Here is a 20,194-nt window from a genome sequence, read left to right on the forward strand (position 1 = left end):
GGCTTAATATCCTTTTGCAAAATCACATTGGTACAGCAATGTGTCACCATGAGCAAAGCGTGTGGCATTGTCGAGAAACACGCTCGCCACATCAGCAGGGCGAGACTCTGCTGCTGTGTGCGCGGTAACGGTTACCTTAGGGTGGCGCCAAAAAGGGTGTGAGCTAGGCAAAGGTTCTTGTGTAAATACATCTAGCACAGCATGGGCAAGATGGTGCTTGTCGAGGCTGCTAAGAAGCCCTTCGTCATCTACTGCGTTTCCACGGCCTGCATTAATAAAGATGCTGTGAGGCTTTAAACAGGCAAAAAAGTCTTCGTTTAGTCGCCCATAGGTGCCCGGCGTGTCAGGCATGAGATTAACCACATGATCTGCCTGTTGGGCAAACTGGTGAAGTTCTGCGGTGGCATACATGCGTTCAACCCCCTTAACCGCGTTACCACTTCGCGAGACACCAATCACTGTCATTCCAAAGCTTTGTGCCACCGGCATTAACGCTTTGCCAATATCTCCCACGCCTATTATCCCTAGTGTTTGCCCACGCAAAGGCATGCGTGTAGCCGATTCCCACCGAGGGGGCGTAGCGGCTTGCTGTTCAGCAAATCCGTCGAGGTTTCTTGCATGTTGCAAAAGGTAAGCAAAGACATATTCACGCATGAGCGGCCCAAATACCCCTCTTAGTGCGGTTAAGGTGTAGTCGGTTTTGCCTCCGTTAAGCAAAGGCGCGTTCCCAGCCCAGGTAGACTGGCACCAGGTTAAATTTGTGCAGTCAGGAATAATTTGTGCGGCTAAATCTGGGTCGGCAATCATGACCTCAACGGCGTCACAATTAATCTGTGAAGGGGTGTCTGTGGCTTGTCTTATCAGCACTTCTGGCCCTGCTTTTAAACAGCTGTTTTTCTTCATAGCAGTATGGAGTGCTGTGCGTATGGCGTCAGCGTTTTGGCTTAAAATGGTGATAGGCAAAGCGGGTAAAAAGGGGCGTGTCATTGGTTTAAATACTCCACGGTAAACTCATCTTTCCTCTTGTTATGACGATGATTAACGACACAGTCCTTTAACGCAATGGGATATCTCGTTATATTTTTGACTTCAAGTTGTTGTTTTTAGCGTTGGCGATATAACAAAAAGTCTAACAAATGTGTGGTTAAGTTATTTCCTAACCATGCCGATAAAAACAATGAAGATGTTCTCCTTCACCCGAGCCTATTAGTTTCACAGGCTCGGGATTTTTTCGTTGTATCAGCACTAAGGGTGTTTTCATGCATCAATTTACTATAGATGTCACATTAGACGGAAGCTTACCGTTTATCTACGCAGCTTTTCACGAGCCTGAATATTTATCAGAATGGTTTGCTCCAGGCGATTGCAGCGTAACCCAGGTTATGAGTGATTTTAAAGAAGGTGGCCGTTACCGCATTAAAATGCTAGAACCCCATGGCACAGAAATGTCCTTGACCGGCGAATACGTGACCGTGTTAGCAAACGAGAAGCTTGCATTTTCCTGGGCATGGGAAGATAACTTGGAAGACTCAGTGATGACAGCGGTAGATGTTCATTTTGAAGCGGTGAATGATGGTCAGGTTAGACTGGTGGTCATGCAAAGTGGCTTTGCCAATCAAGATGAAACAGATCAGCATCAATATGCATGGATGTCTTGTTTAGAAAAGCTGGCTGTTTTAGCCAGCGAAACATCGAACTTTAATTAATCAGAACACCAGTTTAACGAATTGAAGGTACGCTAACTGCCAATGAAAAAGCCGTTAGCGCACTTAATCTTCCTAAGCCTGACATCAGGTGAGAGAAGTCATCGCGTCTTTACCCGTTTTCTCGCGATAGGTGGGAAAATCTGTATACCCTTCTTCACTTCCACCGTACCAAGTAGACGGGTCATCAAATGCCGCCAATGGGTAGTCGTGTTTAAATCGGGTGGGTAAATCTGGATTGGTGATCCAAGGGCGGCCAAACGCAATCATGTCTGCATCGCCATCATTAATACGCTGTTCGGCATCTGCCTTAGTGTAACCACAATTGCCTATCAACAAACCATCATAAAGCGCTCTAAACTCTGCCAGTGACATAGGCTCCCCCCGCTCATGAAAGCCAAATGCGAGGCCGTCCATGACATGCAAGTAACCCAGCTTGCGCTTATTTAACTGCTGAGCCACGTAGGTGAAGGTTTCTCTGAAGTCGTCGGCGCCCATATCGTTAAACACGCCATTGGGAGAAAGGCGAACCCCTACGTTTTCCGCAGGCCATACATCGAACACGGCATCGAGAATCTCGTGTAAAAAACGATAGCGATTTTCAAGGCTCCCGCCGTATTTGTCATCACGTTGATTGCTACGACTGTCCAAAAACTGATTGATCAGGTAGCCATTGGCAGCATGCACTTCGATACCGTCGAAGCCTGCGGCTTTCGCATTGACGGCGGCCTTTTTATAATCATTAACCGTGCGCTGAATATCATCGTACGACATCGCTTTTGGCACTTCGTACGCTTTTTTACCTTTTGGGGTATGAATCTCATCCCCTTGAATAGCAATAGCAGAAGCAGAAAGGGGAAGGGCACCGTCATGGAAGTCACTGTGTGATGCTCTGCCTGTGTGCCATAGCTGAAGCACTATTTTGCCATCCACTTCATGGACGCGATCAACCACTGAACGCCAGCCATCAACCATTTTGTCAGTGTAGATCCCCGGTGAATCTACCCAACCTATTCCTTCTTTTGAAATTGCGGTGGCTTCGGTAATAATTAATCCTGCATCAGCTCGCTGTACGTAGTGATCCCCCATTATTTTATTAGGGATGCGATCACTGCCAGCACGGCCTCGGGTCATAGGTGCAAGAACCATTCTATTGTTAAGGCTGTTATCGGCCCATGTCAGTGGGCGAAAAAGAGCAGAGTCTGTCATTTTGTAATCCTTTATATGCGGTTTTATTTAACATGTAGTGATTACTTAAATGGCTTCTTCTTGGATTGATTCAATGGTGAAGGTGAGTGCAAAAATATCTTTCATAGTGTGAAATTGAATATTGAGGGGGCTTGAAAAAACTACCATCAAGGGGGGCCTGGGATCTGTGACTACACAATGTTAAGAAGCTTGTTAGCGTGGGTAGTTGCAGTTTCAAAGTCGTACAGCCGCAGCGCTTTTGCTATGCACTCAAGCTCACTGATAACTTCGCAGGACAGGCCTTTTGCATTTCTGTTGAGTTCTTCCACCACGTCTACTGCTTCAGTGTCATAATCGTCAAGTAAGTCGAGCAGTTGGTGTAATCTTGCGGTAAATGTTTCAACATCAATGCTGTCGTTTTGCAGGGACTCTGTCGCAGTGAGCTGCGCGTCGACAGCGTCAATGGATGAAACCACACGTTGCAAACTCTCTAGCATGGTGGCTGTGGCTTCATCAGCTTCGATGTGGATATTGGTATTTAACTTACGTTCCAGAATCTCTGCGTCTTGGTATAATGTTTGTGCCCCAATACTGCCCGCTAACCCCTTCAATGTATGGATTTCACGGGTAACATCTTTGTAACGACGTTCTTCTATCGATGTCTTCAGCGTGTGCGCAAAATACCGATATTTTTCGGCAAATTTCAGCAGGTGCTTTTGATAAAGTGCAACATTGTAATTGGCGGATAAAAGCCCTTTTTGAAGATCCACGCCAGAAATAGAATTAACAGGGAATTCAACGTGCTCGGGGTCATTATTTTCAGTAATAGCATGAATCTTTGACGGCACTAAAATACGGCTAAGGGTTTCGTACATCACCCTCACGTTTATGGGTTTTGCAATGTGGGCATTCATGCCACAGGCGCTAACTTTGGCGATATCGTCGGCCATCACATTCGCTGTCATGGCAATAATAGGCAGCGTTTGATATTTTGCTTTTTTGCGAATTTCTCGAGTGGCGGAATAGCCGTCCATAACAGGCATTTGGCAGTCCATTAGCACGCCGTCAACGTTGTGTTTTTCCAGTAGCGTGAGTGCTACCTCACCATTTTCAGCCACCGTTGTTTTTACACCTACGGCATCAAGTAATTCACACGCTAATTCCTGGTTCATCTCGTTATCTTCAACCAGAAGTAGGTGTAGGCCGCCAAGAATGTGTGCAAAGGCGGTATTGTCATTGGCACTTTTTAACCTGGTCTTAGCGACCTTATTTACCCCGACACTGCGTGATATGGCCTCTAATAACGTGGACGCGGTAACAGGCTTGGTTAACGTATTCTCAATATCAAGGTGTCTGGTTTCTTCTTCCATGTCGTTACTGTTAAATGCAGTCACCATGATAATTTTAGGCTGATAGCAAATTGAAGCGTGTTGACGAATCTGAGCCACGGTTTCGAGCCCATCCATGTGTGGCATTTTCCAATCCATAAGAATTAAATCAAAGGGCTGTATGTGTTGTTGTTCTAACAAAGTAATGGCTTCATGACCGCTACTAACCACTTTATGTTGGATGCCAAAGCTTGTGAGTTGGCTATGCAATACCTCTCTGGCGGTTTCACTGTCGTCAACGACCAGGATATTTAAGTGTGGTTTTACGCTATGTTGTATATTGGTTCTTTCTGATTCTCTGTAGCCTAAATTAACGGTAAAGAAGAATTGACTGCCTTTATCTATTTCAGACTCAACCCAAATGTCTCCGCCCATTAGCCCCACAAGATCTTTTGATATTGCGAGTCCAAGCCCAGTGCCGCCATATTTTCGTGTAATAGAGGAATCTGCTTGGCTAAAGGATTGGAATAATTTCCCTTTTTGTTCCGGCGTCATGCCTATGCCGTTGTCCGACACGCAAAATTCAAGGCAACAATGTGAGTGGTTTTCGTTGCGTAGTTTCACCACGACAACTATCTCCCCCTCTTCGTTGGAGAACTTAACCGCATTATTTCCTAAATTTAGTAGAATTTGGCCTAGTCTTAAGGGATCTCCAATAAAGGTTTTGGGTACGTCATTGTCTATGTCGAAGTAAAGTTCTATCCCTTTTTCATCGGCCTTAAAAGCGATGGCGTTTGCCATATTTTCGAGCACGTCGTCTAGCTCAAACGGAATTTCTTCAATTTCTAAACGACCCGCTTCAATTTTAGAAAAGTCGAGGATGTCGTTGATAATTCCCAGCAGTAACTCGGCGCTACGGTGCACTTTCTCAATATAGTTTTGCTGCTTTGCATTCAATTGGGTTTGTAAGGCAAGGTGGCTCATGCCTATGATAGCATTCATGGGCGTGCGAATTTCATGGGACATATTGGAAAGAAAATCTGACTTAGCTTGTGTTGCGCTTTCTGCCTTTTCTTTCGCTTCTTTTAACGCGGTCTCCATGGCTTTGGCTGTATTCACATCAAGGTGAATACCAAACATTTTAAGGGAGTGAGTGTCGCTGTTTTCTCTGACTGCGCGGCCTACGCTCAGCACCCATTTGTATGCACCATCAGCACATTGCATACGATACTCGCAGCGGTAATCATGTGTTTCGTTGCTCAGGTGCCTTTTTAAGCCAAGTTCGCACTTTTCTTTATCATCAGGGTGAATTAAAAACGGAAGAATATTCGTATCTGCACCATAACGAGACGCTAGCTCATCCTTGGTATAGCCAAGCATCGAGGCCCATACCGCGTTGGTAATCAAGGTATCGCTGGCAGGATCCCATTCCCAGGTACCGGCATTCGCGCCCGTCATAGCCAGCTCTAATCGTTGTTCTGCTTCAGCTAACTCTTTAAATGACAGACTGTTTGATATGGCAACAGACGCAAAGCTTGAGGCAATGCGAAAGATATTTACTTGTGATGTGTCAAATGCGTTTGGCGCGTTTGCATAGATGGCGACTACCCCTAGCAAGGTGTTTCCTGCCATTAGCGGCTGGCATACCGCCGATTGGGTGTGTTCACCATTAAAGCATTGCGAAGGCGCTAATCCGGCCTGCTCCCATTGTTCTGTTGTTTGTGCAATAAACTCTCTCTTGCAATTGATTGTCCAAGCGACAGGGTCATTAGATTGATTGGTATCAATGGATGTCGGTTGACTACGTTGGCCGTCAACCATGGTGAAAATAAAACTCACTTGATGGGATTGCGGGTGATATAGGCCCACCATAAAGCTATTCGCTTCAAGGGCTTGGTCGAGTTGCTGAAACAGCAGTTTCGCAATGTTTTCTGTATCTGTAGTGGCAGCGAGGTCGCGCCCTACATCGCCTAGTACAAATATATCTCGCGTTCTTCGCTCTACTTGGGCAGAGAGGTATTTCTCGGTTGCATAATGCTTGTTAAGCCGGTTTTTGTAAAAAGCGTAGATAAGCAGTAATAGGCTAAGTGGGGCTAATATTTTGAACCACAGTGTTTGATACCATAAGGGCGGTACAATCAGTGTTAAGGTTTGCGGTTTAAGGTTCCAGGTACCATGGTTATTACTGCCAATCACTTCAAAAAGGTAGGTGTCAGGTTGCATGCGCGCATAAGACACTGTGTAGCGATCGGTTATGTCACTCCACGTATCATAGTAGTTGACTAGGCGGGTGCGATATTGGTTATCTTCACTCGCATGGTAATCGAGAGCTGCAAACGTTATGGTTAATTGTTTATAGTCGTTAGGAAGTACCAAAGACGTGGGTACGGGAAACACTTCTTCGCCGTCTATTTCAACGCCAGTAATGGCGAGCGGGGGAATTGCGTCGTTGGCACTAACGGCATTAGGGTTAAAGCCGGTAAGCCCATCAATACTGCCAAAATAAATAAAACCATCAGAGGCTAACAAGGCGGAGCGGGGGAGGAAAGTATTGCTGTGTAAACCGTCGTTAGTGGTAAAATACTGAAATTCCTGAGTATTAGGGTTTAGCCGATAGATGCCTTTCGAGGTGGCTAGCCACAGCATTCCTTGACGGTCTTGCACCAAAGACAGTACCGCGAACCCTACACCATCAATATCTAAACTGATGGTTTCAAATGACTTTGTAGACGGCGTATATTTTTCTAAGCCGCGGTTAGTCGCGAACCAAATAGTATCGTCAATTGCCTGCATAGCCGCATTGATATGGTTGCTGCTTAAGGTGTTTGCATCGTCATTAGCGTTGTAGTTGATAACCCCTTGCGTTGATGGGTCAATTCGAAACAAGCCTTCTCCTTGGGTGCCCACCCAAGCGTTATTTTGATTGTCAATAAAAGTGAACTCCGCATCAACTTCATCAAGGTAACGCTGCACTTCGTTCGTTTTAGGGTTCCAGCGCACTACATGGCGATACTTGGCTAAATTCAACCATAGCCAACCCTCAGCGTCGTGCGCCACCCATTCAACCGTGTTGTTTAAACCGCCAGCCCAGTCTAAGGCTATTTCTTCTAAATCACTGGAAGAGGTGGCTAAATAATAAAGACCAAAGTCGGTGCCTAGGTATAGCCCCTCGTTGTTATCGTAGGTCATGCTATCAATACGAAGGCGATTCAAATTGTCTAAATTTTCTTGTGACATCTGTGGGGTAAATTTAGATATACCGTCGAAATTAACCAAGCTTCTTCCTGTACCCAGCCACATTTCTCCATTGGGTTTTTGCGCCATAGAAATTATTTGCGAAAACAACCCCGACAACATTTGGTTGCTTAGAATATTTGTCCAACCCTGGAAGCGAGGTGGGTTTAGAAACACTTTTTTTATCCCTGAGTAGCGGGTGGCCGCCCACAGCAGACCGGAGGATTCAACCATAACTTGCCGGACGTCGCGGTTGTCTAACAATGCCCAATCACCATTCTCAGCCGCGGGCTCGAAAGTGGCTTTGCGGGTATTGAATTTAAAAATACCGGCAAAGGTAGAAAGCAGCAGCGCATCTTCGTAAGGGGTAATTTTAGTGACGCTAGGTATGGCTCCAGCAGGGAACTCAATGGGAGCGTAGCGATTAGATTTAGGATAAAAGCGGCCAAAACTATTGCGTGTCGCTATCCACATATACCCTTTTTTATTAATATAAATCGCTCGTACTTCTGGGTGATCTAGGCCATTAGGCGTATCACCAAAACGTTCAAATTGGGTGGTATAACGGGATTTTCTATACAGCCCATCAGAGGTGCCAACCCAGATATTATTGCTAGGATCCTCGGCAATACTCCAAACGCGGTTGTGACCGAGTGAGGTTTTATCATTAGGGTTATGTTCAAATCTAACAAAGGTATTGTCGACGTCGTTAAACAGGTTTAAGCCCCCACCATTGGTGCCTATCCAAATTTGCCCTGAACGCGATTCGAAAATAGCTTGGATTTTATTCCCACCTAATGACGACGGGTTTTCTTCATCTTGCAAGAAGTGCTTAAAGTTTTGCGTTTTTCGTTGATAGAGGTTTAGTCCCCCTCCCCAGGTGCCTATCCACAACCTATTTTTGCTGTCGATGAGCATGGCGCCAACACTGTTATTTGACAGCGAGGAAGGGGTATTTTTATCGTGTCGAAATGAGGTGAATGTGTAGCCGTCGTAACGCTTTACACCGTCGGCAGTCCCAAACCAAATAAAGCCTTGCTCGTCTTTAGCGACATCGTAAACCTGGGGGTTAAGTAGGCCGTCGTGAAGAGAAAGGCTTTCAATTTTTTGTTGACCATGCACGGGAAGCAAAGCGCAACAAAATAGCAAAATGGCTATCATTGCCCTTACGATATATGCACTGCCAGTGCGATAGGGGAAATGTCGCATCATGGGCTCTTCTTCGCGTGAATGTCGGTGGGCATGACGAACACCTTATTTGTGCGCTGCAAATATCTCGTCGCCGAAACGTGTTTGTATTTCCCTAATTTCTTCTAAACATTCTAAAAACAGGGGAACAAGAGTAGGGTCGAAATGCTTACCAGCTTCAGATTCTATCAGTGCAATTGCGCGTTCTTCGCTCCACGCTTTTTTGTAGGGGCGCTCACTCGTTAGCGCATCAAATACATCGGTAATCGCTACAATTCGTGCAGAAAGCGGAATAGCCTCTCCTTTTATACCCTGAGGGTAACCACTTCCATCCCATTTTTCATGGTGATAAAGCGCGATTTCTCTAGCCATATTTAGCAAGGGCTCGTCACTATCGCCGATAATTTCGCATCCGAGCTGCGCATGTTTTTGCATGATCTCCCACTCTTGCGGATCAAGCCTGCCTGGCTTTAGCAAAATTGAATCAGGAATACCTATTTTTCCCACATCATGCATAGGGGCAGCGTTATGAAGAAGGTCTATCCATTCTTCAGACACATCTAATTTTTCAGCGAGGAATTTGCTGAAGTAACTCATGCGAATAACGTGCATGCCGGTTTCGTTATCTTTGTATTCTGCTGCTTTGCCTAAGCGACGAATAATCTCAAGACGCGTGTGGTGCAAGTCTTCTGTGCGTTGTGCAACAAGTGCTTCAAGGTGACGCGCCTGATCGTAAAGTGCAATCTGAGCTTTAACTCTCGACACGACGATGGGCGGGCTTATTGGTTTGGCGATATAGTCGGCAGCGCCTAAATCGAAGCCCTTTTGCTCGTCTTCAATTTCACTTTTTGCGGTGACAAAAATGACAGGAATTGCGGCGGTAGACACATCCTTTTTTAGGCGGCGGCAAACTTCATAGCCGTCTAGGTCGGGCATCATGACGTCAAGGAGAATAATATCGGGTTTGTTTTTACCCTGCGCAATTTTAATCGCTAAGGCACCGTTCATGGCAGCTTTAACTTTAAAATAAGGGCTAAGTACAGCTGATAGTAGGTCGATATTTTCCGGGGTATCGTCTACAACCAGAACGGTTTTCTTTTCTCCTGACAACGCGAAATCTCCTTTTTCATGCGTTTATTAAACAAGTCAAACAGGTTGTGTTATTTGCACTGCGTTTAATCTGAAGTGACGAAGCTGCTTGGAAGGTGATGATAGATTCGACTTTAGTATAAAGTTTAGCCTAGTGAAGGGGAAGCAGACAATGATTATTTGTGCTAAAGGTATGTTTATCTATACCTGTGTAGTTATTTGTATAACCCGCCCAGTACCGTTGCGGCAGATGCGCCAGTGACAGCGGGAATATTACCGGGAATATCGTGAATATATGCATAGGCTAGCCACGCAAAGGCGGCGCCTTCAACGTGTTGGGGATGTATGCCAAGCGCCTCGCTGGTTACAACCCTATAGGCTGGAAGCCGGTCTTTTAACTGTTGCATAAGGGCGAGATTAAATACGCCTCCACCGCAAATGACGACGTCGCTTTTCTCGTCATTGGCGCCACACTCGTTAAGTTCGCGAGCAACATCATCAGCAATAGTTTGTGCGGTCAGTGAAAGCAAAGTGGCTTGCACATCTTGAGGGGGAATAGAGGAAGGGGACGTATTTGCGTCTCCTTGCTGACGGGGATGCTGTGGTTTGTCTGCTGGTGCATTAAATTGTGACAAGTAATTGGCTAGCCATGCAGGATTAAAATACTCACGCCCCGTACTTTTAGGGGGGGAAAGTGCAAAATACTTATCTTCCAACAGCCGTGCTAACAGCTCAGCATGCACCTGGCCTTGCCGCGCCCAGTTGCCATGCTTATCGTAGGGCAGGTTTTGGTGCCGTTTAATCCAATGATCCATGAGGGTATTACCTGGGCCAGTATCGAAGCCCTTTGGCGGCTTTGTTGACTGGCTGGGAGGTAAAACCGTGATATTGGCGATGCCGCCAATATTCACTAATGCGCGATACTTTTCAGGGTCAGAAAATACCGCAGCATGGTAGGCGGGCACTAGAGGCGCACCCTGCCCGCCAAGGGCAATATCTTTGCGGCGAAAGTCGGCCACCACGTTAATATTCGTCAGTGCAGCAATGGTGCTTGGATCGCCAATTTGGCAAGTGAACCCACGCATGTCCTGCGGCTTAAATACTGCCGATTGAATGTCGCTATTTGGATAATGGCGAAGGGTCTGGCCATGAGAACCAATGGCGCAAATCGTCTTTGCAGAAACCTGATACTTATTCAGAAGTCCTAAAGCCGCCTGAGCAAAGACTTCCGCTACCCATCTATCGGCAATGGCAAGGGTGTTGACTTCGTCCGTTGAGGGCACGCAAAGTGCGTGTAAGGCACGCAGTAGTGACTCAGGGTAGGGAAGAGAATAGGCGCCTAGCGTTGTACATTCATGCTCAGATATTTCGCAAAGGACGGCGTCTACGCCGTCCATGCTGGTACCTGACATAAGGCCAATGAACTTAGCCATTCAATGGTTATTTCATCGCAAGCATAATGCGCTTGTTATTGTTAAGTTGCTGTTGGCGAACGTCGACAATTTCCATAAATCTTGCACGCTCTTCTTTAGCAATAGGCTGCGCTTTGGGCAATTCCACCGTTCGCGGGTTTCTGTGTACACCATCCACTAAGAATTCATAGTGTAAGTGCGCGCCAGTCACCATACCTGTGCTACCCAAATACCCAACCGTTTGCCCTTGCTTAACCGTGTCGCCCACTTTTACCGCACGTTTCTTAAAATGCAGGTACTTGGTGGTGTACTTTTCCCCATGCTGAACAAACACATGGTGACCATTGTATTTATCGTAGCCTGATTTAATGACTTTACCATCACCGGCAGCCATAACCGGCGTGCCGACTGCCGCAACGTAATCGGTGCCACGGTGTGCCTTCCAGCGTTTTTGCACTGGATGGAAACGCGCTTTAGTAAAGTTAGAACTCACATACCTGAAGTTTACCGGTGCGCGTAAGAAACTCTTACGCATACTGCGTCCTTCCGGGGTATAGTAGGTGCCGTCTTCATGCAAAATGGCACTAAAAAGCTCACCCTGGTTGGTAAATTCAGCGGCCACGATGTCGCCGTAACCGACAAACTCACCATCAATGTATTGTTCTTCGAATACCACATTGAAGGTATCACCAGAACGAATTTCCATGGCAAAGTCGATATCCCAACCGAATATACCCGCAAGATTCATAATTTGGTTGCTGGTAAGGCCGGCTGTTACGGCAGCGTTCCAAAAACTTGAGTGAATTTCACCTTGGGCAAAATTGTATCGAATATCTACATCTCGCTTTTCAAGTTCAGCCACCAAAGGCGCATTGTCCTTTGACGAGTCTGGACGTACAAACAAGGTCTCTGTTGAAGACAGCTTATACTTTAACTCGCCAAACCCGCCTTCTTTATTCGTTTTGAAGGAAAGTTCATCGCCAGGCAACAAGGTCACGAGAGTTTTTGTCAATTCGCCAGCTTGAGTCACGTTATACACGTCACGAGAAGTAAAGCCTGCACGTTTGAAAAGCTTAGCTAAGGTGTCGCCACTTCTCACTTTGTACGTTTGCCAGCTAGACTCTTCTTCACCGGTTAATACATCGGTAGAGGGGGTGATATGAAGCTCTACTGGATAGCGAACACCCGCATCAAGAATATAGGCTTCTTGATGACGACTGGCTTCTACCGATTCTGACGGTAAAAGAATCAGCGTGCCTAGAAATAAGCTCGCTACGGCGATGCCTGTTCTATGCTGCTTGGGTAATTTTTTAAATAGATTCAGCGCCTTTGAGGCGTCTAATTTCTTTCTCATACTACTGCCCACCTGAGAATTTTTATGTGTACTACACGGTTTCACATACGTCACTATTAATGTGACTTTTCTCATTATATTGTTAGCGCAAATTGTTACACCCAAAAGCTCTTATCTTCGCGATTGATTCATTCAAATCAGGACAATTCAATGCGCAGCGTTGCCCGTAAAGCTGTTGGGTTTAACAACATGACAGTTTGTAATTCGTTTTTTGACGCGCAAACCTTTCAATGGTTCCGTTGTACGCGTAAAATGCGGCCAAAATTATATTAATGTTATCAAAGAGTGTGAATAACTAATGAAAGATTGGCAAACAGCGCTAGCTGAGATTAAACGGGGTGTAGATGAAATACTCCCCGAAGAGGATTTAATCGAAAAACTAAAATCCGGCAAAACCTTAACTATTAAAGCGGGTTTTGATCCAACTGCGCCTGATCTGCATCTTGGTCACACTGTTCTGATCAACAAGTTGCGTACATTCCAGCAACTTGGTCACAAGGTTGTTTTTCTTATTGGTGACTTTACTGGCCTTATCGGCGATCCTACAGGTAAAAATGTCACACGCAAGCCCCTAAGTAAAGATCAGGTATTAGAAAACGCAAAAACTTATCAAGAGCAGGTGTTCAAAATCCTCGATAAAGAGAAAACTGAGATTCGGTTTAACTCTGAGTGGATGGATGAGTTAGGTGCAGCTGGCATGATTAAGTTGGCCGCTAGCCAAACCGTGGCGAGAATGCTTGAGCGTGATGACTTTAAAAAGCGTTACAACAATGGCCAACCTATTGCTATCCATGAGTTTCTCTACCCGCTAGTGCAAGGGTGGGACTCAGTGGCTCTGAAATCTGATGTTGAACTTGGTGGTACTGATCAACGATTTAACCTGCTAATGGGGCGTGAGCTTCAAAAAGAGCAAGGCATTACCCAACAATCTATTGTGATGGTACCGCTCCTTGAAGGCCTAGATGGCGTTCAGAAAATGTCTAAATCACTGAATAACTACATCGGTATCACAGACGCACCGAATGAGATGTTTGGTAAAGTGATGTCTATTTCCGATGATTTAATGTGGCGTTACTACGATTTGCTAAGCTTCCGTCCGCTTGAAGAAATTGCTGAGCTTAAAACGCGTGTGGAACAAGGTGAAAACCCACGAGACATCAAAATTTTGTTGGCGAAAGAAATTATTGCTCGTTTCCACGATGAAGCTGCTGCTGAAGGCGCGCATCAAGACTTTATCCAGCGCTTCCAGAAAAATGCAATCCCCGATGATATGCCAGAAATAGAGATTGCGTTAGGTGACGAAGGCATCGCTATTGGTAACCTTTTGAAAGAAGCTAAGCTAGTGGGTTCTACGTCAGATGCCATGCGCATGATTAAGCAAGGTGCCGTTAAAATTAACGGCGACAAAGTAGAAGATACCCGTTTAGTTATTGCTGAGAAAGGTGAAAACGTGTATCAGGTGGGTAAACGCAAGTTTGCGCGTATTACCCTAGCGTAAACGTTAAATCGCACTATCTAAAACCGCTGATGTTTTCAGCGGTTTTTTTTGCCTAGCGCTAAAGCGTCAGCAAAGGCTCAAAGCCGCCATAAATTAATCGTTTACCGTCGAATGGCATGGGGTTTTCTCCCTCTTGCATTCTGGGGTCATCCATAATTTTCTGCCAACCAGAGTCCCTCACCTCTTTAGAGGGCCATATTGCAATGGAGAATACAACGGTTTCATCCTCTTTTGCCTTCACTGCAAGGGGGAAGGAGGTTATCTCTCCACTTGGTACATCGTCGCCCCAAGCTTCTATGATTTGAAGTGCGCCGTATTCTTTAAAGATACTGCCTGCCAACTTAGCGTGTTCAAGGTAGGCTTGTTTATTTTCAGTGGGTACCGCTACGACAAAACCGTCTATGTAGGACATGGTTAGGCTCCGTTTTTGTGTGGAATGATTAACCTAACCTATATTTTTGTTTTGAGGCAATAGTATTTATTTTCGAGATTTCATAGTAGGTGCGTTCTTAATACCGTCTAAATGAACGTCCAGTGCTTCTACGGAAATGAGAATTTCTCTTACCGACATCCATAACGAATATAATAAGGACACAAGACTCGCTGCAAATACCCAATTTCCAACTTGCTGGTAGGTGAGGTAAATAGCGAGCATAGAGACTACACACAAGAAAAAGCTTCCTACACCCGCTATCTGCATGCGCTTAATCAGCTGTATTCGTAAACGAAGATTTTTAATTTGCGCTTGAGTGTTGTCATCAGCTTCTTCTTTAGAAAAGTTTCTAATAATGGTGGCGAGTGTGAGAAAGCGATTGGTGTACGCCAACAACAGTAATGATATTGCCGGAAACAACATGGCTGGCGTTGCGATATCTATCTTCATAAAAGAGCGGGCTTAAAATGGAATAAAAAAAGTGTATCACAGAGAGGGCGTTAGCACATATACAAGCATTACATTCTGTCTATTGTGGCCCCCGTACCGTTCCAACCTAGCATATCTCCTTCAAAATGAATGACTTCACTGAAATTCATTTTTTCGAGCATCTTCATAGCGATATGTGCTTCTTTATCCCTTTGGCAATAGATAATGATAGGTTTGTTTTTGTGCTGCTCAAGCTCACTTAAATAGTCGTTTATCTTTTCGTGAGGCATATTAATAGCGCCAGGAATATGGCCATTGGCATAGGCCTGTGGTGAGCGTACGTCGATAAGCATCCAATCGTTGTTTTTTATTCTCTCCATTAAAAATGGCGACTTAACAACAGGGGTATGCTGCGCGCGAGCCTTGGCGGTGCACTGTAAAGAAACGAACAGAGATATCGCTATGATAACGATACAAGCGGTCACAACAATACGCATGGGGATCCTAAAATTCTTAATTCTACTTTAGTATAACTTTAGCTGTGTGTTCTTTATACCTTAAGTTGGTCTGATTAGTTCAATAAGTAGGCGAATTGTTGTTTGTCAGGCAGGCGCGTTTTATCAATATTAAGAGCGCAGATTTATAGTAGGTGGGCTTTAGACTGTAGATTTACGGCGATCAACAACAGTGTCAAGCTCGCTAAGGCAACCATGACACACATGCCACTAAAAATAGTGCGTTTTGCACGTACCATGTCGGAGTGTGTTACTTGTCGCTGACTGCCCACGCGAGGAAACCGATATTTCTTTTCATGATAAATAGCAGGGCCGCCTAACTGAAGGTTGTTTACACCACCAAATAAGGCTAAAAGCAATGATGTCTTATCTTTCGCAGGACTTTGCCTAAATGCTGTCAGTCCCTTAAGGGGGTGAGAAGTTAGCAGCGTCATTAGCGCGCCGCAGGTGGCGGGAGGAATAACTAGTAGTTGCACTAGTTTTCGAATCGGCTTGGCAAAATGTTTCATTGCTGGGTGTCGATAATGCCATTGCCACGAGGTGAGCAAGAGCAATCGATAGGTAAGCGCAGCCACGGGACCGGCAAGAACAAAGTAAAAAATCACGCCGCAGTATAAGTATAAAAACTTTAGCCAGAGACTCTCTATGGCTGCTTTAGCCACGCCAACATCGCTTAAGCGCGCGCAATCCCGTGCCACAATGGTGGATAATATTTCACGGGTTAACACTTTCTTGTTTTTCCCTACCACGGTAAGCACTTTGCCAAATTGTTTTCGTTGGTAACCGAAGTCGAGCACAGTCATCATGATAACCACCTCGAAAAATACCGGGTATTCAGCCATGTATACCAACATGCCTAAGCAGACAATGAGCGGGCCCAACAACACTACCGCCGCAAGAGAACCGGAAATATAGTGCTGCTTTGGGGGGTACTCTTTGCCGGGTAAGACCCTCGCGCCCATTTGTTTAACCAAATAGCGCATAAGCGTAAGCGGATGACTACTTAGCGGCCATCGCCATAATGCATCTACCAATACGGCCAACCAAAGCACCAGTATGCTTTGGTAGGCAGAATCAGTTAACAGGGCATCCATCAGTTAGGCAAGTGCTTTAACCATGGCCATCACCAACTTTGCGGAGTTTTTCGCCGCTGTTTCTAGGTATTCTTTAAAGGATACTGATGAGGTTTTTCCAGCGATATCTGAAAGAGAGCGAATGACTAAAAATGGCACGTCGAGCATGTAACATGTTTGACCTATCGCTGCGCCTTCCATTTCGACGGCTTTCATCGCTGGAAACTTAGTTCTCAGCGCCGCCACGGCTTCGTCGCTGCCGATAAAGGCATCACCGGTACAAATAAGGCCACTAGTCACCTGAATACCTGATATATCATTGGCAGCATGTTGTGCGGCTTCAATGAGTTTAGGATCGCTTTTATAGTCTTCGGGCATGCCGGCACATTGGCCCAATGAGTAGCCAAAGTGAGTGAGATCGACGTCATGGTGAATGAGGTTTTCTCCAATGACCAAGTCGCCAATATTGAGTTGCGTATCGAAACCGCCAGCAGAACCGGTATTAACAATAGCATCCGGCGAGAATTGCTCGATAAGCACGGTAGTGGCAAGTGCTGATGCAACTTTACCTATACCACATTTTACGAGGATAACGTCCACCCCGTGTAACATGCCTTGATAAAAGGTTAGATGCTTCCATTGCACTTCTTTTACTTCTGACAGCGACGCTTTCAATAGCGCCACTTCTTCATCCATTGCACCTAAAATGCCAATTTTGTTCATAACTTTACCAATAACCAAATAATAATGATGCGTATAACTGCACGTGAATGCGCTAATTGTATAAGGAAAGCGACCTTCCTGGTAGGAAAAAGCCTTTGTCGCCGTAACAAGCGAGAGCAACAAAGGCTAGGGGGAAACTAAGGGATACTAAAGTGTGTAAATTACGCAGCGGCAGCGCGACTCGAACGAATTGGACGGGTTGGGCGTTTCGTCGGCTCTGGATTGTGTGTGGGTACTTGCGAAAGCTTTTGTTGCACACGGCGATAAGGAATTAATTTGTTTTCTAGACATTCCCGAATGTCATCCACACTGTACCCAGATTTTACTTTAATTCTTGCGTGGGGCACACCAGCGGCATCAAGTGCGCCAGAGACAAACCAGTCCCGCTGAGTTTTATAACCCTCTTTACCTTGATTATGTACCAAGTCGATGGCCAGTATTGGGCTCATGTCGTGCTTGTCGACTAAAACAAAGTCGAGTTGTCGAGATGATGCGCGGGACAGCGCTTGGCTCGCCGTTTTCTTATTCGCCGATTGGCGTACAGAAACAATGTCGCTGAGTTTAACGCGACACACAATTCTGAATTCTCGTCCCATGGCTTGTTCAATTAAGTTTAAGAATGAGTGCTCAACGGGAGTAAAAAGTTGAGGCTTTCGTCTAAAAGGGAAGGCAACGCCGCCATCAGACAGTTTAATAGCGCCCAATGCCACAACAATAAGTAACATCATTAAAATAATTGCCAGTTCCATCGTAATCCTCGCATATCAACGTGTAATGTGCGTCATAAAAATGACGCTTTTTTTGACACCTTTGGGGTTCGAGAAAGAATTTGCAAAGGCGGTGCCACATTGAACGAGGAGAGAGATGTTGAAGTGTTAACGGCAGCTAGGCTAGGGTTGTTGGATGATGAGCACATCAACTTGAGTGCCCAAACTGTCTGGCGATACCACAATACGAACCGAATCATCTGCAGCGGTAAGCATGGTGCGATGGTTAACAGGGGGGGTTACAACCCATCGCGGGTAGGTATTTTGATAGAAGGTAATTACCTGTTCTGGGGAGCGTTTTGTGAAATAGACTAAGCTAGCGGGTAAGCTATCGTCGAATTGCTGACACTGACGGGCATCGGTCATTAGCGAGACGTCAAAAAAGAAAGTAGGGCAAGACTGAGTAACAGGTACATTGAATGAACCGTTTGTGGTCACAGTATCGGCTAGAGCGTGGCTCGCCACTACTAGCCCGCTAAGTAAAACTAGATTGATGCTTTTACGTAAACCGCTCGTCATTATGCTTGTTAACCAATAATCGATTCTTTGAATCGATAATAGTGGGCTCGCTTCACAAGCGCAAAAGATAAATGGGGGCACTAGGTATGTTCATAACATAATGGGTATGAGGTTAAGCGATTTGTGAACGGGGTTTTCATCCCCCATCACGCCTCTTTGAAATACTGACACTGGGCATTGAATGGCTTATCAAATACCAGTGCAATGTTGACAGCGACTCTTATGGATGATGAGAATGTTCAATTGTTTACACCCACAAAAAAGCTCGCCGGAGCGAGCTTTTATATAGGCTAATTACAACGAGCCATGTGGACCAATAACGCGGTTATACGCCAATGTAATCCAAAATACCTTCAGCGGCTTTACGGCCTTCATCAATTGCCGTCACCACTAAATCACTGCCTCGTACCATATCGCCACCAGCAAAAATTTGCGGGTTAGACGTTTGGTAAGCAAACTTGCCAGCAGACGGCGCGCGAACACGGCCTTTTTCGTCTAGCATAATGCCAAACTCTGCAAACCAAGGGGCAGGGCTCGGTTGGAAACCGAATGCAATGATCACAGCGTCAGCTTCAAGCACATGTTCTGAGCCTTCAACTTCTACAGGGCGTCGACGACCGTTAATATCCGGTGGCCCCATTTCCGTTTTCACTAACTTAACGCCGCACGCTTTTCCGTTTTCATCAACCGCAATATCCAAAGGCTGTAAGTTAAACATAAACTCCACGCCTTCTTCTTTTGCATTCACCACCTCTTTACGTGAGCCGGGCATACTTTCTTCGTCACGACGGTAGGCACAGATAACTTTATCGGCACCTTGACGAATAGATGTACGTACACAGTCCATAGTGGTATCACCACCGCCGAGTACAACAACTCGCTTGCCTTTCATATCGATATAATCAGCTTCGTCTTTCTCTAAGCCCATAACACGATTCGTGTTAGCAATAAGAAAAGGTAGCGCGTCGAATACACCTTCAACATGTTCATTGTCGAAACCACCTTGCATAGATTTATAGGTACCCATGCCAAGGAAAACGGCGTCGTAATCGTCAAGGAGTGATTGGAATTCAACATCTTTACCAATCTCAGTATTGAGAACAAACTCGACACCCATTTCAGTAAAGATTTGACGACGTAGTTTGATAACGTCTTTTTCTAGCTTAAACGACGGAATACCAAAAGTGAGCAACCCACCAATTTCTTCGTATTTGTCGTAAACCACCGGTTTTACACCGTTGCGAACAAGTATGTCTGCACACGCAAGACCTGCTGGTCCTGCGCCTACAATAGCCACTTTCTTGTCGGTCCACACCACATCAGACATATCTGGGCGCCAGCCCATTTTAAAGGCGGTATCGGTAATGTATTTTTCAATACTTCCAATGGTGACCGCACCAAAGTCGTCATTCAATGTGCAAGCACCTTCGCATAGCCTGTCTTGTGGACATACGCGTCCACACACTTCAGGCAAGCTATTGGTCTTATGCGACAATTCCGCCGCTTCTATAATACGTCCTTCATTGGCGAGACTTAGCCATTGAGGAATGTAATTGTGAACGGGGCATTTCCACTCACAATAAGGGTTACCGCAATCTAAACAGCGGTCAGCTTGACCCTCTGTTTGAGGTTGGCTTAGCGGCTGGTAAATTTCAGCGAACTCTTGTTTACGCACCATTATCGGCTTTTTAGGCGGATCGATACGTTCAACATCGACAAACTGGTAAACATTCTTTGCCAT

At 45.6% G+C, this 20,194-nt stretch carries 16 protein-coding genes; 2 read left to right on the forward strand and 14 right to left on the reverse strand.

The window, feature by feature from the left end; genetic code table 11:
* Window positions 1-3: 3 nt before the first annotated feature.
* On the reverse strand, window positions 4-987 hold the full coding sequence (locus IUA53_RS04280) for a D-2-hydroxyacid dehydrogenase (RefSeq protein ID WP_044448474.1): 984 nt from the start codon (window positions 985-987) through the stop codon (window positions 4-6).
* 272 nt (window positions 988-1,259) lie between these two features.
* Here IUA53_RS04280 and IUA53_RS04285 point away from each other — a divergent pair, with 272 nt between their 5' ends.
* A complete protein-coding gene (locus IUA53_RS04285; protein ID WP_044448472.1) occupies window positions 1,260-1,706 on the forward strand; it encodes an SRPBCC family protein in 447 nt (148 codons plus the stop codon).
* A gap of 84 nt (window positions 1,707-1,790) precedes the next feature.
* Here IUA53_RS04285 and IUA53_RS04290 read toward each other — a convergent pair whose 3' ends face one another.
* The 5 genes from IUA53_RS04290 to IUA53_RS04310 all read right to left on the reverse strand — a co-directional run bounded on the left by IUA53_RS04290 (window position 1,791) and on the right by IUA53_RS04310 (window position 12,496).
* Window positions 1,791-2,912, reverse strand: a complete 1,122-nt coding sequence (locus IUA53_RS04290; protein ID WP_044448471.1) for an alkene reductase — start codon at window positions 2,910-2,912, stop codon at window positions 1,791-1,793.
* A gap of 170 nt (window positions 2,913-3,082) precedes the next feature.
* Complete coding sequence (locus IUA53_RS04295) at window positions 3,083-8,665, reverse strand: response regulator (RefSeq protein WP_082052926.1); 5,583 nt, start codon at window positions 8,663-8,665, stop codon at window positions 3,083-3,085.
* 42 nt (window positions 8,666-8,707) lie between these two features.
* A complete protein-coding gene (locus IUA53_RS04300) occupies window positions 8,708-9,751 on the reverse strand; it encodes a response regulator (protein WP_044448469.1) in 1,044 nt (347 codons plus the stop codon).
* 194 nt (window positions 9,752-9,945) lie between these two features.
* Window positions 9,946-11,163: an anhydro-N-acetylmuramic acid kinase gene (locus IUA53_RS04305; RefSeq protein ID WP_044448468.1), complete on the reverse strand. Its 1,218-nt coding sequence runs from the start codon at window positions 11,161-11,163 to the stop codon at window positions 9,946-9,948.
* Between the two features lie 7 nt (window positions 11,164-11,170).
* On the reverse strand, window positions 11,171-12,496 hold the full coding sequence (locus IUA53_RS04310; protein ID WP_044448466.1) for an OapA family protein: 1,326 nt from the start codon (window positions 12,494-12,496) through the stop codon (window positions 11,171-11,173).
* A 298-nt stretch (window positions 12,497-12,794) separates the two neighbouring features.
* Here IUA53_RS04310 and tyrS point away from each other — a divergent pair, with 298 nt between their 5' ends.
* Window positions 12,795-13,994: a tyrosine--tRNA ligase gene (tyrS, locus tag IUA53_RS04315; RefSeq protein ID WP_196898486.1), complete on the forward strand. Its 1,200-nt coding sequence runs from the start codon at window positions 12,795-12,797 to the stop codon at window positions 13,992-13,994.
* Window positions 13,995-14,052: 58 nt separating this feature from the next.
* Here the strand turns inward: tyrS and IUA53_RS04320 are convergent, their stop codons facing one another.
* The 8 genes from IUA53_RS04320 to IUA53_RS04355 form a co-directional block, all read right to left on the reverse strand.
* On the reverse strand, window positions 14,053-14,406 hold the full coding sequence (locus IUA53_RS04320) for a DUF1428 domain-containing protein (RefSeq protein ID WP_196898488.1): 354 nt from the start codon (window positions 14,404-14,406) through the stop codon (window positions 14,053-14,055).
* A 66-nt stretch (window positions 14,407-14,472) separates the two neighbouring features.
* Window positions 14,473-14,877, reverse strand: coding sequence for a DUF2721 domain-containing protein (locus IUA53_RS04325; protein ID WP_044057954.1), 405 nt, complete (start codon window positions 14,875-14,877; stop codon window positions 14,473-14,475).
* A gap of 68 nt (window positions 14,878-14,945) precedes the next feature.
* Window positions 14,946-15,353 (reverse strand): rhodanese-like domain-containing protein, encoded by a 408-nt coding sequence (locus IUA53_RS04330; protein WP_196898491.1) that lies wholly within the window; start codon window positions 15,351-15,353, stop codon window positions 14,946-14,948.
* Between the two features lie 143 nt (window positions 15,354-15,496).
* Entirely contained in the window at window positions 15,497-16,465 is a 969-nt protein-coding gene (locus IUA53_RS04335) for a cobalamin biosynthesis protein CobD/CbiB (RefSeq protein WP_196898493.1), read from the reverse strand.
* 3 nt (window positions 16,466-16,468) lie between these two features.
* A complete protein-coding gene (locus IUA53_RS04340; protein ID WP_044057935.1) occupies window positions 16,469-17,167 on the reverse strand; it encodes a 5'-methylthioadenosine/adenosylhomocysteine nucleosidase in 699 nt (232 codons plus the stop codon).
* A 161-nt stretch (window positions 17,168-17,328) separates the two neighbouring features.
* Window positions 17,329-17,916 (reverse strand): DUF2726 domain-containing protein, encoded by a 588-nt coding sequence (locus IUA53_RS04345; RefSeq protein ID WP_044448435.1) that lies wholly within the window; start codon window positions 17,914-17,916, stop codon window positions 17,329-17,331.
* A gap of 141 nt (window positions 17,917-18,057) precedes the next feature.
* Complete coding sequence (locus IUA53_RS04350) at window positions 18,058-18,453, reverse strand: hypothetical protein (protein WP_196898495.1); 396 nt, start codon at window positions 18,451-18,453, stop codon at window positions 18,058-18,060.
* Between the two features lie 325 nt (window positions 18,454-18,778).
* Window positions 18,779-20,194 (reverse strand): FAD-dependent oxidoreductase, encoded by a 1,416-nt coding sequence (locus IUA53_RS04355; RefSeq protein WP_044057933.1) that lies wholly within the window; start codon window positions 20,192-20,194, stop codon window positions 18,779-18,781.

Origin of the sequence: Alteromonas sp. B31-7 (genome assembly GCF_015767655.1) — a bacterium.
GTDB lineage: Bacteria > Pseudomonadota > Gammaproteobacteria > Enterobacterales > Alteromonadaceae > Alteromonas > Alteromonas australica.

Bases quoted from the DNA above. Each gene is read 5' to 3' on its own strand.
- IUA53_RS04280 (WP_044448474.1), bottom strand. From the start codon at position 987: ATGACACGCCCCTTTTTACCCGCTTTGCCTATCACCATTTTAAGCCAA.
- IUA53_RS04285 (WP_044448472.1), top strand. From the start codon at position 1,260: ATGCATCAATTTACTATAGATGTCACATTAGACGGAAGCTTACCGTTT.
- IUA53_RS04290 (WP_044448471.1), bottom strand. From the start codon at position 2,912: ATGACAGACTCTGCTCTTTTTCGCCCACTGACATGGGCCGATAACAGC.
- IUA53_RS04295 (WP_082052926.1), bottom strand. From the start codon at position 8,665: ATGATGCGACATTTCCCCTATCGCACTGGCAGTGCATATATCGTAAGG.
- IUA53_RS04305 (WP_044448468.1), bottom strand. From the start codon at position 11,163: ATGGCTAAGTTCATTGGCCTTATGTCAGGTACCAGCATGGACGGCGTA.
- IUA53_RS04310 (WP_044448466.1), bottom strand. From the start codon at position 12,496: ATGAGAAAGAAATTAGACGCCTCAAAGGCGCTGAATCTATTTAAAAAA.
- tyrS (WP_196898486.1), top strand. From the start codon at position 12,795: ATGAAAGATTGGCAAACAGCGCTAGCTGAGATTAAACGGGGTGTAGAT.
- IUA53_RS04320 (WP_196898488.1), bottom strand. From the start codon at position 14,406: ATGTCCTACATAGACGGTTTTGTCGTAGCGGTACCCACTGAAAATAAA.
- IUA53_RS04325 (WP_044057954.1), bottom strand. From the start codon at position 14,877: ATGAAGATAGATATCGCAACGCCAGCCATGTTGTTTCCGGCAATATCA.
- IUA53_RS04330 (WP_196898491.1), bottom strand. From the start codon at position 15,353: ATGCGTATTGTTGTGACCGCTTGTATCGTTATCATAGCGATATCTCTG.
- IUA53_RS04335 (WP_196898493.1), bottom strand. From the start codon at position 16,465: ATGGATGCCCTGTTAACTGATTCTGCCTACCAAAGCATACTGGTGCTT.
- IUA53_RS04340 (WP_044057935.1), bottom strand. From the start codon at position 17,167: ATGAACAAAATTGGCATTTTAGGTGCAATGGATGAAGAAGTGGCGCTA.
- IUA53_RS04345 (WP_044448435.1), bottom strand. From the start codon at position 17,916: ATGGAACTGGCAATTATTTTAATGATGTTACTTATTGTTGTGGCATTG.
- IUA53_RS04350 (WP_196898495.1), bottom strand. From the start codon at position 18,453: ATGACGAGCGGTTTACGTAAAAGCATCAATCTAGTTTTACTTAGCGGG.
- IUA53_RS04355 (WP_044057933.1), bottom strand. From the start codon at position 20,194: ATGGCAAAGAATGTTTACCAGTTTGTCGATGTTGAACGTATCGATCCG.